15 protein-coding genes, 1 tRNA gene, 1 pseudogene and 1 riboswitch are annotated in these 14,350 nt (G+C 72.3%); of the genes and pseudogenes, 8 read left to right on the top strand and 9 right to left on the bottom strand.

Annotation, left to right across the window (positions count from 1 at the left end; genetic code table 11):
* The first annotated feature begins 106 nt into the window (after positions 1-106).
* The 3 genes from N8I86_RS15845 (at position 107) to N8I86_RS15835 (ending at position 1,707) form a co-directional block, all read left to right on the top strand.
* The gene (locus tag N8I86_RS15845) at positions 107-340 is read left to right on the top strand and encodes a glucose PTS transporter subunit EIIB (RefSeq protein ID WP_073900305.1); all 234 of its coding nucleotides are present in this window, start codon (positions 107-109) and stop codon (positions 338-340) included.
* Positions 341-417: 77 nt separating this feature from the next.
* On the top strand, positions 418-1,155 hold the full coding sequence (rph, locus tag N8I86_RS15840) for a ribonuclease PH (protein ID WP_073900307.1): 738 nt from the start codon (positions 418-420) through the stop codon (positions 1,153-1,155).
* Positions 1,156-1,302: 147 nt separating this feature from the next.
* Positions 1,303-1,707 (top strand): hypothetical protein, encoded by a 405-nt coding sequence (locus N8I86_RS15835; protein WP_073900310.1) that lies wholly within the window; start codon positions 1,303-1,305, stop codon positions 1,705-1,707.
* 76 nt (positions 1,708-1,783) lie between these two features.
* Here N8I86_RS15835 and N8I86_RS15830 read toward each other — a convergent pair whose 3' ends face one another.
* Genes N8I86_RS15830 through N8I86_RS15815 form a run of 4 tightly spaced genes read right to left on the bottom strand, consistent with a single transcriptional unit; the run spans position 1,784 to position 5,174 of the window.
* Positions 1,784-2,536, bottom strand: coding sequence for a DUF1707 SHOCT-like domain-containing protein (locus N8I86_RS15830; protein ID WP_263278058.1), 753 nt, complete (start codon positions 2,534-2,536; stop codon positions 1,784-1,786).
* A 9-nt stretch (positions 2,537-2,545) separates the two neighbouring features.
* Complete coding sequence (locus N8I86_RS15825) at positions 2,546-3,556, bottom strand: ABC transporter ATP-binding protein (protein ID WP_263278057.1); 1,011 nt, start codon at positions 3,554-3,556, stop codon at positions 2,546-2,548.
* 3 nt (positions 3,557-3,559) lie between these two features.
* Entirely contained in the window at positions 3,560-4,324 is a 765-nt protein-coding gene (locus N8I86_RS15820; protein ID WP_123439678.1) for an ABC transporter permease, read from the bottom strand.
* 49 nt (positions 4,325-4,373) lie between these two features.
* Positions 4,374-5,174: an ABC transporter permease gene (locus N8I86_RS15815; protein WP_073900320.1), complete on the bottom strand. Its 801-nt coding sequence runs from the start codon at positions 5,172-5,174 to the stop codon at positions 4,374-4,376.
* Positions 5,175-6,828: 1,654 nt separating this feature from the next.
* On the opposite strand from N8I86_RS15815, the gene N8I86_RS15810 reads away from it, so the two are divergent.
* Positions 6,829-9,129, top strand: coding sequence for a transglycosylase domain-containing protein (locus tag N8I86_RS15810; protein WP_404830811.1), 2,301 nt, complete (start codon positions 6,829-6,831; stop codon positions 9,127-9,129).
* Between the two features lie 15 nt (positions 9,130-9,144).
* On the opposite strand, the gene N8I86_RS15805 is transcribed toward N8I86_RS15810, so the two are convergent.
* The 3 genes from N8I86_RS15805 to N8I86_RS15795 all read right to left on the bottom strand — a co-directional run bounded on the left by N8I86_RS15805 (position 9,145) and on the right by N8I86_RS15795 (position 10,392).
* Entirely contained in the window at positions 9,145-9,465 is a 321-nt protein-coding gene (locus N8I86_RS15805; RefSeq protein WP_073900323.1) for a DMT family transporter, read from the bottom strand.
* A 37-nt stretch (positions 9,466-9,502) separates the two neighbouring features.
* Positions 9,503-9,571: riboswitch (guanidine-III (ykkC-III) riboswitch) on the bottom strand.
* 88 nt (positions 9,572-9,659) lie between these two features.
* Complete coding sequence (locus N8I86_RS15800; protein WP_143638545.1) at positions 9,660-9,962, bottom strand: GroES family chaperonin; 303 nt, start codon at positions 9,960-9,962, stop codon at positions 9,660-9,662.
* A 100-nt stretch (positions 9,963-10,062) separates the two neighbouring features.
* Positions 10,063-10,392, bottom strand: coding sequence for a DUF3618 domain-containing protein (locus N8I86_RS15795; protein ID WP_073900328.1), 330 nt, complete (start codon positions 10,390-10,392; stop codon positions 10,063-10,065).
* A gap of 93 nt (positions 10,393-10,485) precedes the next feature.
* On the opposite strand from N8I86_RS15795, the gene bcp reads away from it, so the two are divergent.
* From bcp to N8I86_RS15775, 4 genes and pseudogenes are all read left to right on the top strand, one after another.
* Positions 10,486-10,953, top strand: a complete 468-nt coding sequence (gene bcp, locus N8I86_RS15790) for a thioredoxin-dependent thiol peroxidase (protein WP_073900331.1) — start codon at positions 10,486-10,488, stop codon at positions 10,951-10,953.
* Between the two features lie 123 nt (positions 10,954-11,076).
* Positions 11,077-11,355: pseudogene (locus N8I86_RS15785) on the top strand (HNH endonuclease); the annotation flags it as partial.
* The gene (locus N8I86_RS15780; protein WP_263278056.1) at positions 11,352-12,014 is read left to right on the top strand and encodes an HNH endonuclease; all 663 of its coding nucleotides are present in this window, start codon (positions 11,352-11,354) and stop codon (positions 12,012-12,014) included. The pseudogene N8I86_RS15785 and the gene N8I86_RS15780, both read left to right, overlap by 4 nt.
* A 15-nt stretch (positions 12,015-12,029) precedes the next feature.
* Positions 12,030-12,103, top strand: a tRNA-Leu gene (locus tag N8I86_RS15775).
* A 57-nt stretch (positions 12,104-12,160) separates the two neighbouring features.
* Here the strand turns inward: N8I86_RS15775 and rdgB are convergent.
* On the bottom strand, positions 12,161-12,763 hold the full coding sequence (gene rdgB, locus N8I86_RS15770) for an RdgB/HAM1 family non-canonical purine NTP pyrophosphatase (protein ID WP_073900334.1): 603 nt from the start codon (positions 12,761-12,763) through the stop codon (positions 12,161-12,163).
* A gap of 87 nt (positions 12,764-12,850) precedes the next feature.
* Positions 12,851-14,239 (bottom strand): SGNH/GDSL hydrolase family protein, encoded by a 1,389-nt coding sequence (locus N8I86_RS15765; protein WP_263278055.1) that lies wholly within the window; start codon positions 14,237-14,239, stop codon positions 12,851-12,853.
* Positions 14,240-14,350: the final 111 nt, after the last annotated feature.

The raw sequence follows: 14,350 nt of genomic DNA, 5'->3' as shown, positions 1-14,350 counted from the left end.
CCGCTGTCGTGATCGCCATCATTCGGCACGGACGGCATGACCGCTCGCGAAGATGGGCCAACTGTGGGTTACTGCGACAAAGCGGTTCGGATCAGGGAGAAGCAACATGGCCAGCAAGGCTGAGAAGATCGTCGCCGGACTCGGCGGGATCGACAACATCGAGGAGATCGAGGGCTGCATCACCCGGCTGCGCACCGAGGTGTCCGACCCCTCGCTGGTCGACGAAGCCGCCCTGAAGGCCGCCGGCGCCCACGGCGTCGTGAAGATGGGCAGCGCCATCCAGGTCGTCATCGGCACCGACGCCGACCCGATCGCCGCGGAGATCGAAGACATGATGTGAACCTCGCGGTTCAGCCTCAAGGGGCTCTTCCCGACGCGGGAGGAGCCCCTTGAGTCCGTACGGCTAGGCTCGTCGCCATGTCTCGCATCGACGGCCGTACCCCCGAACAGCTCCGCCCGGTCACCATCGAACGCGGTTGGAGCAAGCACGCCGAGGGCTCCGTCCTCGTCTCCTTCGGCGACACCAAGGTCTTCTGCACCGCCTCCGTCACCGAGGGCGTCCCGCGCTGGCGCAAGGGCAGCGGAGAGGGCTGGGTCACCGCCGAGTACGCCATGCTGCCCCGCTCCACCAACACCCGCGGCGACCGCGAGTCCGTCAAGGGCAGGATCGGCGGCCGTACACACGAGATCTCCCGGCTCATCGGCCGCTCCCTGCGCGCCGTCATCGACTACAAGGCGCTCGGCGAGAACACCATCGTCCTCGACTGCGACGTCCTCCAGGCCGACGGCGGCACCCGCACCGCCGCCATCACCGGCGCCTACGTCGCCCTCGCCGACGCCGTCGCCTGGGCCCAGGGCAAGAAGCTGATCAGGGCCGGCCGGCAGCCGCTCACCGGCACCGTCGGCGCCGTCTCCGTCGGCATCGTCGGCGGCGTACCCCTGCTCGACCTCTGCTACGAGGAGGACGTGCGCGCCGAGACCGACATGAACGTCGTCTGCACCGGCGACGGCCGCTTCGTCGAGGTCCAGGGCACCGCCGAGGCCCAGCCCTTCGACCGCACCGAACTCGACGCCCTGCTCGACCTCGCCGTCGCCGGCTGCGCCGAGCTCACCGCCCTCCAGCGCGCGGCCCTGGAAACCACCCTCGGCGCGTAGCGGCCACCCCGCCCCCGGGTAAAGGGACGGCCAAGACAGCCCGTCCACACGGGCAACCAGGCGCCCCTTCCCGGCGTCCTACGGGTACGGGTGCACGGCCCACCACCGTGCGCCCGGCCAGCCGTACCAGGGGAGGGACCCATCACCATGGCCGCCAGCCGCCGTCGACGCCGTGGCGTCACCACCATCGCCGCCGCCGTGGCCGCCGCCGCGCTCACCGCCGGACTCACCACCGGCTGCGACGCCGTGAACAAGGCCCTGGACTGCGTGCAGACCGCCGACTCCATCGCGGACAGCGTCACCGACCTCCAGCAGGCCGTGGAGAACGCCTCCGACGACCCCGGGCAGCTCGACGCCTCCCTCGCCGCCATCGACAAGAACCTCGACAAGATCGGCGACAAGACCGACAACGCCGACGTCAACAAGGCCGTCGACGACCTGAACAAGGCTGTCGCGAACGTCCGCACGTCGATCAAGAACGGCGACGACACCCCCGACGTCAGCCCCGTCACGGACGCCGCCGGCGAACTCACCAAGGTCTGCACCTCGTAGCGGGCTCCGCGCCCCGACGGGGCGCGGACCACCACGCGACCGGCCGCGCACCGGCAGGCGGCCGCTCGACGGACCGTCAGTACCGGTCGTCCCGGCGCCGCTCCCGCTCCTCGTACCGCTCCTCGCGGCGCGCCCGGTGCAGCTCGTGCCGGGACTCCCTGCGCTCCAGCCGCTCCTGGCGGCGCTGCTCCTTCAGCCGCTGCCGCTCGGCCCGGGTGACCTTGCGCTCCACCCCGACCCCGCCCCAGAACGCGAACCCGCCGATGACGACCCGGGGCGCGCCCGGCTCGGGCGGCCCGTCGTCACGGGGGTGCTCGAACGCCCCCATCACCCCGACACCGCGCACCACGACCTCGACGCCCGGCGGCACGACGACCTGCACCCCGCCCATCACCGCCACGACGTTGATCTCGACCTCGCGGTCCGCGAAGTCCGCCTCCCGGAGGTCGATCTCGCCGCCGCCCATGAGGACGAAGGCGTTGAACCGCCTGGGCATCGTCCAGCGGCCCTTGCGCTCGAACCCCGACATGACCGCGAACCCGCCCGTCGAGGTGCCCTCGCCCCCGACGATCCGCCCCGCCCAACCACCCTGCTCCGCCGGTGCCTTGGCGAACGAGACGGGAGCGGGCACCGCCGCGCCGGCCGCGGGCAGATCACGGGTCAGCGGCGTCAGCTCGCCGTACGTACGCGCCTTGTACGCCGCCTCCAGCCGCTCCTCGAACTCCTCCATGTCGAGCCGGCCCTCGGCCAGAGCGTCCCGCAGGACCTCGGCGACCCGCTCACGGTCGGCGTCGGACGCCCGGAGATCCGGGACTGCGTCGTCGGTCATGGCAGCAGCCTACGAGAGAGCCTTCTCCGCGTACATCTTCGCGATGACGGCCTCGATGTCCGGCTCCCGCACCGAGAGGTCCACCAGCGGATACCGGGCCGCCAGCTCCGCCACGAGCGGCGCCGCCGACTGCCCCGCCGGGAACGCCAGCCACTGCCGCGGCCCCTCCACCCGCACCACCCGCGCCGACGCCACCTCCACCGGCGGCAGTTCCCGCTCCAGGTCCACCACCAGCGTCCGCTCGCTCTCCCCGGCCTCGTGCAGCCCCGCCAGCGGACCGTCGTACATCAGCCGCCCGTGGTCGATCACCATCACCCGCGAGCACAACTGCTCGATGTCCTGCAGATCGTGCGTCGTCAGCAGCACCGTCGTACCGCGCTCGGTGTTCACCTCCCGCAGGAACTCCCGCACCTTCGCCTTCGACACCACGTCCAGGCCGATCGTCGGCTCGTCCAGGTACAGCACCTCCGGATCGTGCAGCAGCGCCGCCGCGATGTCCCCGCGCATCCGCTGCCCCAGGGACAGCTGCCGCACCGGCACGTCCAACAGCGCGCCCAGCTCCAGCAGTTCCACCAGCCGGTCCAGGTTGTCCCGGTAACGGGCGTGCGGGATGCGGTACATGCGGTGCGCCAGCCGGTACGAATCGATCAGCGGCAGGTCCCACCACAGGGTCGTCCGCTGCCCGAACACCACCCCGATCCGGTGCGCCAGCCGCCTGCGGTCCCGCGACGGATCGATCCCCGCCACCCGCAGCCGCCCCGCGCTCGGCGTCAGGATCCCGGTCAGCATCTTGATCGTCGTCGACTTCCCGGCACCGTTCGGCCCGATGTAGCCGACCATCTCCCCGCGCCCCACCGTGAACGAGAGCGAGTCCACCGCCCGCACCTCGCGCCGCTCCCGCCTGAGGAACCCCGCCTTCCTGCGCACCTCGAAGACCTTCTCCACGCCCTCCAGCGCGATGAAACCTTCCCCGGACCCCGCGAGGCCCCGCCCCGCTCCCATGAAGTCGCCGTCCGTCATCCGTTAACTCCCCGCGCTCCGATACGAACGAAGTCCCGCCCGCCAGGCCACCCCCGCCAGCGCGCACGCCCCCACCGCCACCAGCGGCGAGGCGAACGCCACCCAGTGCGGCAGCCCCAGCGGATACGGCCGCCCCAGCACATAGGCCGCGGGCAGCCAGTTGACGAAGGCCAGCGGCAGCAGGAACGTCACCCCGCGCACCAGCTCCTTCGCGAACACCGACGGCGGGTACTGCAACAGCGTCGTACCGCCGTACGTGAAGGCGTTCTGCACCTCCGAGGCGTCCTGCGCGAGGAACTGGAAGGCCGCCCCCGCCACGAACACCGCGCAGAAGATCCCGCAGCCGCTCACCACGATCACCGGCAGCAGCAGCAGCTTCGGCAGGGTCCACAGCACGTCCAGCCGGGACACCGCCCAGCCCAGCACCAGCAGCCCCTGCGTCACCCGGCCGAGACGCCGCAGCGCGAACTGGTCCGCCGCCACCTGCGCCAGCACCGGCACCGGCCGCACCAGCAGCGCGTCCAGCGTCCCGTCACGCACCCGCCGCCCCAGCCGCTCCATCGACCCGATCAGCAGGTCCGCCAGCCCGAACGAGGTCGCCGACAGCCCGTACAGGAACGCCACCTCCGGCAGCGACCAGCCGCCCAGCGCGTCCACCCGCGAGAACATCAGCATGATCGCGACGAAGTCGAAGAACGTCGCCGCGAAGTTCCCGAACGTGGTCATCGCGAAGGAGAGGCGGTAGGCCATCGTGGACCGCACCCACATCGCCGCGATCAGCCGGTAGGCCCGCGCCCCCTCCCGCACCCGGCCGCGCTCACCCACCCTGCACCACCACCCGCCGCGTCGCCGCCGACTGCACCAGCCGCCCGGCACCCAGCAGCACCACCGCCCACGCCCCCTGGAACAGATAGGTCCCCAGCGGATCCGCGTGCCCCAGCAGCACGTCCGCCGGCGCCTGCAGCAGCGACGACCACGGCAGCACCCGCACGGCGTCCCCGAGCGCCCCCGGGAACACGTTCAGCGGCAGCAGCATCCCCGAGCAGAAATACCCCGCGAGCCACGCCATCTGCCCCACCCCCGTGCCGTCCAGCAGCCAGAACGCGCTCAGCGCCACCAGGTACCGGATGCCGAAGCCCACCAGCATCGCCAGCAGCACCGCCACGAGGAAGGCCAGCCAGGTACCGGCGTCCGACGGCAGGTACACCGGGAAGCACAGCGCCCCGAACACGAACGGCACCGCCCCCCGCCCCAGCAGCTGGAAGAACGACCGCCCGAGATCGGCGGCCAGCCACCACAGCTGCAGATCGGCGGGCCGGTACAGATCGATCGCCACGTCCCCCGTGCGGATGCGGTCCATCAGCTCGCTCTCCACGCCCCCGCCGCCGATCGCGAGGGTCGACAGCAGCGCCTGTCCCAGCCACACGTAGGTCACCGCCTGCGCCTGGTCGTACCCCCCCAGGTGCGGACGCTCGTCCCACAGCGCGCGATAGGTGTAGACGAGGATCAACCCGAAGACCGTGTTCGTGAACACCCCTGCCGCAGTGGCCGCCCGATAGGTCGCGTACCGTCTGAATCCCCCCGCCGCGACGGCCCCGTACAACCGTCCAGCGCCCACGTCAGTCGACCTCCCTGGACACCTCGACACCGAAGCGCAGGAGCCTAGTCCGGAGGCCCGACGCACGGCCACGCATTTCCGTGGCCGAAGCGTGCCGGAATTCGGGAACGGAACGCCAGGTGCGAGAGTCTTCAAACAGGGGGCGCAGAAGGCGTACGAGGCGTACGGGAAACGTACGACGCGAAACAGGAGTCCGTGCACGAGATGAGCGACGAGCCGCAGCCGCAGCAGCCGAACGAAGGCGTGGCGCCGGAAAAGCCGCTGCCGGCTGAAGGGCCCGGAAGCCCGGGGGGCCGTGAGGACAAGGCCGCCGAAGGGGAGAAGGGGACGAGCAGGGCCGCTACCCGCGGGGGGGACACCGAGCGCACCCGTCCGGGTGACGGCCCGCGCTCCGGCACGGCGCAGGACCGGACGACCTCCGTCGCCCGAGCCCGCGAGGCCTCCCGGGAGGGTTCCAACGGCGCGGCGGCCTCCGGCGGCTCCACGGCGCCGGGCTCCCCGGCAGCGACCCCGGACCGGCCGTCCGGCGGCCAGGCGTCCCGCGGGAGCGCCGCTTCCGGTGGAACCTCCGCGCCCCGTGGCGGCTCGGCGACGGACAAGGGCCCGGCGTCCGGTGCGGCGACGGGTCCGGCGTCCGGTGATCAGGCGGCTCCGGGCGCGGGGGCGTCCCGCGGGAGCGGCGGCCCCGGTGAGGCGTCGGCGCCCCGTGGCGGCTCGGCGACGGACAAGGGCCCGGCGTGGGGTGGGTCCCCGGCAGCGGCCTCGGACCGGGCGTCCGGCGGCCAGGTGTCCCGGGGGAGTGCCGCTTCCGGTGGTACCTCCGCGTCCCGTGGCGGCTCGGCGACGGGCAAGGGCCCGGCGTCCGGTGCGGCTCCGGCCGAGGGCGGAGGCGCCACCGGCGGTGCCACCGGGGCGCAGGGCGCCGGCGCCGCCCCGAAGCGGCCCGCCGTCGGCAAGCAGCAGGGCCCGGTCGACGCGGAGGCGTCCCAGTCGGCCGACAGCACGCAGGTGCTCCGCCGGATCACGCCGCCCCGCCGGCCCGAGACGTCGTCCTCGCCGTCCGGCTCCACGCGGCCGGCGCCGAGCGGCAAGGCGGGCGCGGCAGCCCCGGGCGGCGGCGAGGACCGGGCGCCCGAGAGCACGCAGATCCTCCGCCGCGTCAACGCCCCGCGCGCGGGCGAGCCGGACGCTCCCGTCAAGGGGGCGCCGACGCGCAGCACAGCACCGGCCGTACGCCCAAGCCGCCCGCGCCCCGTCAGGGCGGCGCGAACCGTGCCGCCCAGGCCGCGGGCGCGGCCGGCGCGGGTGCCCTGGGAGCGGCCGGTCTCGGCAAGGCCGCCGGTAGCGCGGGCGAGGCCACAGCCGCCGCTGCCGGAGCCGCCGCAACCGCGGCCGCCGGCGGCGTGGGTGCGGCCCGCGCCGCTCGTGCGGCCCGCGCCGCCGGTACCCCCAGGGCTCCCCGGCGGGCGCCGCCGGCACGGCCGGACGCGGCGCCCCGGACACCACCGCGGCCCTCCGGACCACGCAGGCCGACACCCCGCGGCAGACCGCCGCCGGCGCCGCCACGCCGGACGGCCCCGCCCCCACGGGCAAGGGCAAGAAGGGCAAGCGCCCCAAGCGCACCGGCTGGCGGCGGCTCCTGCCCACCTGGCGCATGGTGCTCGGCACCTTCGTGATCGGCGTCCTGCTGATCATCGGCCTGTTCTTCCTCGGCTACTCCCTCGTCAAGATCCCGCCGGCCAACGCCCTCGCGACCAAGCAGAGCAACGTCTTCCTCTACTCGGACGGCTCCCAGCTCGCCCGCGACGGCGACGTCAACCGCGAGAACGTCGACCTCGCCCAGATCTCCAAGCCCGCCCAGCACGCCGTCCTGGCCGCCGAGGACCGCGACTTCTACACCGAGTCCGCCGTCGACCTCAAGGCGATGCTCCGCGCCGGCTGGAACACCGCGACCGGCAAGGGCAAGCAGTCCGGCTCCACGATCACCCAGCAGTACGTGAAGAACTACTACCTGGCCCAGGAACAGACGGTCACCCGCAAGGCCAAGGAGTTCTTCATCTCGATCAAGCTGGACCGCCAGAAGTCCAAGGACGAGATCCTCGAGGGCTACCTGAACACCAGCTTCTTCGGCCGCAACGCCTACGGCATCCAGGCCGCCGCCCAGGCCTACTACGGCATGGACGCCCAGGACCTCGACCCGGCCCGCGCCGCCTACCTCGCCGCGCTCGTCAACGCGCCCAGCGAGTACGACGTCGTCGCCCACCCCGAGAACAGGCGGGCGGCGGTCGCCCGCTGGAACTACGTCCTCGACGGCATGGTCAAGAAGGGCTGGCTCAAGGAGTCCGAGCGCACCGGCCTGAAGTTCCCCATGCCCAAGGAGCAGACCGTCTCCACCGGCCTGTCCGGCCAGCGCGGCTACCTCGTCGACGCGATCAAGCACTACCTGGTCAAGAACGACATCATCGACGCCGACCAGCTCGAGGCCGGCGGCTACCGCATCACCACCACCATCCAGCGCAAGAAGCAGAACGCCTTCGTCAAGGCGGTCGACGACCAGCTGATGTCCAAGCTGGACAAGAAGAACCGCAAGGTCGACAGCTACGTCCGGGCCGGCGGCGCCTCCATCGACCCCAGGACCGGCAAGGTCGTCGCGATGTACGGCGGCATCGACTACGTGAAGCAGTACACCAACGGCGCGACCCGCGGCGACTTCCAGGTCGGCTCCACCTTCAAGCCGTTCGTGTTCACCTCCGCGGTGGAGAACGGCTCCACCACCCAGGACGGCCGCACGATCACCCCCAACACCGTCTACGACGGCACCAGCCGGCGCCCCGTCGAGGGCTGGACCGGCGGCGGCTACGCCCCGTCCAACGAGGACGAGAAGTCGTACGGCGACATCACCGTCCGCAAGGCCACCGACCTGTCGGTGAACTCCGTGTACGCCCAGATGGCCGTCGACGTCGGCCCCGCCAAGGTCAAGCAGACCGCGGTCGACCTCGGCATCCCCGCCGGCACCCCGGACCTCCAGCCGTACCCGTCCATCGCCCTCGGCACCGCCAACGCCAGCGTCCTCGACATGACGGAGGCGTACGCGACGCTCGCCAACCACGGCAAGCACGGCACGTACACCATGATCGAGAAGATCACCAAGGACGGCAGCGACGTCGTCAAGCTGCCCGAGGAGCCCGTCGAGCAGGCCGTGAGCCGCGAGGCCGCCGACACCACCACCTCCATCCTGCAGAGCGTGGTCGACAGCGGTACCGCCACCGCCGCCCAGGCCGCCGGCCGCCCGGCGGCCGGCAAGACCGGTACCGCGGAGGAGGACACCGCCGCCTGGTTCGCCGGCTACACCCCGGACCTGGCCACGGTCGTCTCCGTCATGGGCCAGGACCCGGTGACCGCCAAGCACCGGCCGCTGTACGGCGCCCTCGGCCAGGCCCGCATGAACGGCGGGGGCCCGCCCACCCAGATCTGGGCCCAGTACACGGGCGCGGCGCTGAAGGGCAAACCGGCCGCCGAGTTCGACCTCCGGCTGGAGCCGGGCGCCGACCGGACCGAGGAGCCCAGCGCCACCGGCTCCGCCACGCCGGGCACCGGCGGCCAGGACGGCGGCGGCACCACCGACGGCGGACAGAACGACGGCGGGCCGACCACCACCCCGACCGACGGCGGCACCACCGGCACCCCCACCGACGGCGGCCCGACCACCGACGGAGGCACCACCACCGACGGCGGCACCACGGCCGACGGAGGCACCACCACGGGCGGCGACACCACCGGCGGGGACACGGCGACCGGCGGCAACACCACGGGCGGAGACACCACCGGCGGAGGCACCACGACCGGCGGCGGCACCCCGGCGGCGGAACCGACGGGGCGGCACCCCGGGCGGCGGCACCACCGCCGGCACCGGCGGCCAGCCACTGACCGCCCGGCGGCCGTGAGGCACCTGTGAGCAGCGGCTGAGACGTCAGTGACCGCCGGTCGCCTTCAGCCCCACCACGGCGACCAGCAGCAGACACACGAAGAACACCCGGGCGGCGGTGACCGGCTCACCCAGCAGCACCATGCCGAGCACCGCCGCCCCGGCCGCCCCGATACCCACCCACACGCCGTAGGCGGTACCGATGGGCAGCGACTTCGCGGCGTACGACAGCAGCACCATGCTCGCGACGATCCCCGCACCGGTGAGCACACTGGGCAGCGGCCGGGTGAAACCGTCGGTGTACTTCATCCCGACCGACCAGCCGACTTCCAGCAGACCGGCGACGACAAGCAGAACCCAGGCCATGACAGGCACCTCCGAGACGGGCGACGACTCTTCCTCCGGTGCGTCGTCTTTGCCTTCGACCCGGTACGGCGCGTCTCGTCGGGCTCGCTTTCGAACATAGCAAAAGAACGGCGGAGGGGGCCGGTGACCATGGTCACCGGCCCCCTCCGCCGTCGAATCAAAGGTGGGACAGGGGGATCGAGGAGCGAGGGGGCTCAGAGATACAGCCCCGTGGAGTCCTCCGACCCCTCGAAACGGTCCGCGGCGACGGCGTGCAGATCACGCTCCCGCATGAGCACGTACGCCACGCCCCGCACCTCCACCTCGGCCCGGTCCTCCGGGTCGAACAGGACCCGGTCACCCGGCTCCACGGTGCGCACGTTCTGGCCGACCGCGACGACCTCGGCCCACGCCAGCCGCCGCCCGACCGCCGCGGTCGCGGGAATCAGGATGCCCCCGCCCGACCGCCGCTCGCCCTCACCGGTCTCCTGCTTGACCAGGACCCGGTCGTGCAGCATCCGGATCGGCAGCTTGTCGTGGTGGGGGGTGCTCTGCTGGTTTCTGTTGGCGCTCACGCCTCGAACCTACCTGCCTTCGACACGTCCGTACCGGGCCGGGTCAGCCCTTGCGCCGCCGGGCGCCCAGAGTGAGCAGCCCCACGACGCCGACCGCGAGCAGCGCCACCGGCACGACCCGCTCCAGTCTGGGTGCCCCGTCCTCGTCGACGAACTGCGCCCTGACCTCGCTCACCACCCGATTGACCTGAACATAGGCCCGCCCGACCGTGTGATCGATGTTGGCAGCGACCTTGGCCCTGGCATCCCCGACGATCGTCTTCGGATGCACCCGCATCCCGATCTCGTCGAGCGTCTCGGCCAGCACTTCGCGGCGGCGCCTGATGTCCGCCTCGATCTGCGCCGGTGTTCTCGTGTCCGACGTGTCCGCCACCGTACGGCCTCCGAAGTCTTCTGATGCTGTTCCGAACAGTCTGTCAGCTCATCCCCGCGCCGCATCGCAAGGCCCCCCGGTTACGCTGGCCCGATGAGCGAGCGACTCCAGCCGGGGGACGTGGCCCCCGCCTTCACCCTCCCCGACGCCGACGGCAACGAGGTCTCCCTGTCGGACCACAAGGGCCGCAAGGTCATCGTCTACTTCTACCCCGCCGCCCTCACTCCCGGCTGCACCAAGCAGGCCTGCGACTTCACCGACAACCTCGACGTCCTCGCGGGCGCCGGCTACGACGTCATCGGTATCTCTCCGGATGCCCCGGAGAAGCTGGCCAAATTCCGTGAGAAGGAGTCCCTGAAGGTCACCCTCCTCGCCGACCCGGACAAGAAGGCCACCGAGGCCTACGGCGCCTACGGCGAGAAGAAGAACTACGGCAAGACCTACATGGGCGTGATCCGCTCCACGATCGTCGTCGACGAGCAGGGCAAGGTGGAACGCGCCCTCTACAACGTCCGCGCGACGGGCCACGTAGCCAAGATCATCAAGGACCTCGGCATCTGAGGCCCAGCTTCCCCCCACGGCCCGCCCCGGCCCCCCGGCGCGGGCCGTCCGCCGTCCCTCCGGACGTGACTGTCCGATAACCGGTGCGTTACTCCGTACGGGCGGGAACGCCTGCCCGTCAGGGAGACACTCGATGGCGGCCAGTACGTATACCGGCCTCGGCGCGTTCCCGGTCGGCGACTCGAGCGGGCGATGTGTGAACTCGGCATCGAGGAGCGCTGCGCCGGCTGCGGCACGGAGCCGGTCTGGCGGGGGCGTCCGCTCCCGCTGGAGGTCGATCACATCGACGGCGACTGGCGTGACAACCGCATCGGCGGCCTTCGGTTGCTCTGCCCCAACTGCCATCCGACCACGGACGATTACCGCGGTCGGGCCAAGAGGCCCCGAGGCGGCGCCCGATGAGCGGTGGCGTGCGGTACACACGTGAACGGCTGGCCGAAGCCGCCGAGCGGTGCGCGAGCCTCGACGAGGTTGTTGCGTACTTCGGTACGCGTCCCTACGGCAAGGTGCGTCGCTACCTCGCGCGGCGATTCGCTCACTTCGGGATCGACATCTCGCACTTCGCCCGATCCGGCGGGCGCGCCCGCCCCGGACCCGACGAGTTGTGCAGGGCCGTCACCGAGTCGGTCTCCGTCGCCGAGACCCTGCGCCGCCTCGGCCGCCCGGACAACGGCACCCAACGCGCCCTGCTCCGCACATGGATCGCCGAGCACCGCCTTTCCACCGAGCACTTCCTCGGACAGGCCCACCAGCGCGGCAGGCGGCGCCCGGACCGGGTCAGGCGTCCGGAGGGCATCCTGGTGCAGCACGAGGGCCGGCGTCGGACGCGCACCTGTCTGCTCCGCCGTGCACTCCACGAGGTGGGGGTGCCGGAGGCGTGCGCCGAGTGCGGCCTCGGGCCCGAGTGGCGGCGAAGGCCGATGACGCTGGGGGTCGACCACATCAACGGCGACTGGAGCGACGACCGTCGCGGCAACCTTCGCCTGCTGTGCCCCAACTGCCACGCGACGACGACCACCTGGTGCCGAGGCGGCCCGCGACGGCGTACTCTCGCCCAGTAAAGTGGGGGGCTACGGGCGCTCGTACTCCAATTGGCAGAGAGGCAGGCCTTAGAAGCCTGATGTTGTCGGTTCAAGTCCGACCGGGCGCACAGGCGGAGAGGGTCCGGCACCTTTGAATCAAAGGTGCCGGGCCCTCTCTGTGATTCTCAGCCCAGCAGTTCCCGGACCGCCGGTACCAGGGCGCGGAACGCCTTGCCGCGGTGGCTGATCGCGTTCTTCTCGGCGGGGCTCAGCTCGGCGCAGGTGCGGGTCTCGCCCTCCGGCTGGAGGACCGGGTCGTAGCCGAAGCCGTTCGTGCCGGCCGGGGCGTGCCGCAGGGAGCCCCGCAGCCGGCCCTCGACCACCCGCTGCGTGCCGTCCGGCAGGGCGAGCGCGGCGGCGCAGGCGAAGTGCGCGGCCCGGTGTTCCTCCGCGATGTCGGAGAGCTGGGCGAGAAGCAGGTCGAGGTTGGCCTTGTCGTCGCCGTGCCGGCCGGCCCAGCGGGCGGAGAAGATGCCGGGGGCGCCGCCCAGGACGTCCACGCAGAGACCGGAGTCGTCGGCGACGGCGGGAAGGCCGGTCGCCCGGGCCAGGGCGTGGGCCTTCAGCAGGGCGTTCTCGGCGAAGGTGACGCCGGTCTCCTTGACGTCGGGGATCTCGGGGAAGGCGTCGGCGCCGACCAGTTCGTGGGGGAGCCCGGCGTCGGCGAGGATCGCCCTCAGCTCGGTGATCTTTCCGGCGTTTCGGGTGGCGAGGATCAGGCGGGTCATGCGGCCAGTATTCCTGGCCGCCCGTGCCCGGCGCCGCCCGCCCCGCCCCCGTCGGTTACCGCTCCCGTCGGCTGCAGCCCCCGTCGGTTACAGCTCCGCCTGGCCCGCGCCCCTGAGCGCGTACAGGTCGAACGTCTCGGCCATCTTGGCGAAGCCCAGGTCGCTGGGGTGCAGATGGTCGCCGGAGTCGTACACGGGGAGCAGGCGGTGGGGGGCGTAGGGGTCGCGCAGGGCCTGGTCGAAGTCGACGACGGCGTCGTACACCCCGCCGGCCCGGATCTGCGCGTTGACCTGCTGCCGTACCGCCTCCCGGGCCGCGGTGAAGCCGCGGTGGCCCTCGAACGGCATCAGGGTGGCGCCGACGACCTTGAGGCCGCGTGCGTGTGCCTGGCGGACGAGGGTGCGCAGGCCGGCGGTGATGCGGTCGGGGTCGGCGAGCCGGGGGTTGCGCAGGATGTCGTTGATGCCGAGGTCGACGACGACGACCTTGACGTTGGTGCGGGAGAGCGCGTCGCGGCCGAAGCGGCCCAGTCCGCTCTGGTTCTCCGCGGGCCGGCCGAATCCGTCGGCGAGGACCTGGTTGCCGCTGATGCCCTCGTTCACGACGCTGTAGCGCGGGAGTTGGCGTCCGCCGCCGAGCGCGGTGCGCAGCCGTCCGGCGAGGACGTCGGGCCAGCGGCGGTTGGCGCCGATGGTCGAGGTGACGCCGTCGGTGATGGAGTCACCGAAGACGACGACGGTTCCGTCGGCCTCGTTGCTGAGGACGTCCACGGCCGTCAGATAGCGCCAGTACGGCGTCTGTTGGGTGTACGGGGCTGCGGTCGGGTCCTCGGTGCGGTCACCGTCGGCCACGTAGGAGATCTGCCGGGCGTGCGGGTGGTAGGTGACCGGGCCGGACGCGGTGGGGGAGTACGTGGTGACCAGGAGGTCGCCGCCGTGCGGAACGGCGATGCGCACGGCGTCGCTGACGATCTGTCCGCCGGCGGGTATGACGACACCGGCGCTGCCGTTGAAGGTCAGGCGGCGCATCGTTTCCGCGGCGGCCGCGGCGGTTCCGTCGCCGGCCGCGAGGGCGAGCGAGGCGTGGCTGATGGTCAGCGGGGACTGTCCGTAGAGATTGGACAGGGTGATCCGGGCACCCGTACCTCCGGCGTCGGCGTGCACGACGTTGCGGACGGAACGGCCCGCCAGGCCGGTGCCCTCGGTGCCGGGTTCGCCGCCCACGGGCGCGGCGGCCCAGGAGCCGACCCAGGTGCCGGTGGAGGCGGGGGCGGCGGCGGAGTCGCGGTGGGTGCGGTTGCCGGCGAGGGCGCTGCCGGGGGTGCCGTCGTCGGCGGCGACGGTGAGGTAGATGACGGTGGACAGTGCGACGACGAGGGCGACGAGCGCGCCCAGGATCACACCGTGTCGGGCGGGGACGGCGGCTTCCGGCTGCTCCGCGGCGGGCCCCGCGCCCCCCTCATGACGCTTGGTCACGCTTGCGTTGTTCTCCTTGATAGATGGGAGCCCGAGGCTCCGATCCGATGGATCCATGATGCGTCATGGGCCAGGCCGGTCTGACAGGGCCCTGCCCAAAATCCCCTTCCC

This window comes from Streptomyces albidicamelliae (assembly GCF_025642175.1).
Taxonomy (GTDB): Bacteria; Actinomycetota; Actinomycetes; order Streptomycetales; family Streptomycetaceae; genus Streptomyces; species Streptomyces albidocamelliae.
This window is presented reverse-complemented; position numbering and strand designations above follow the sequence as displayed.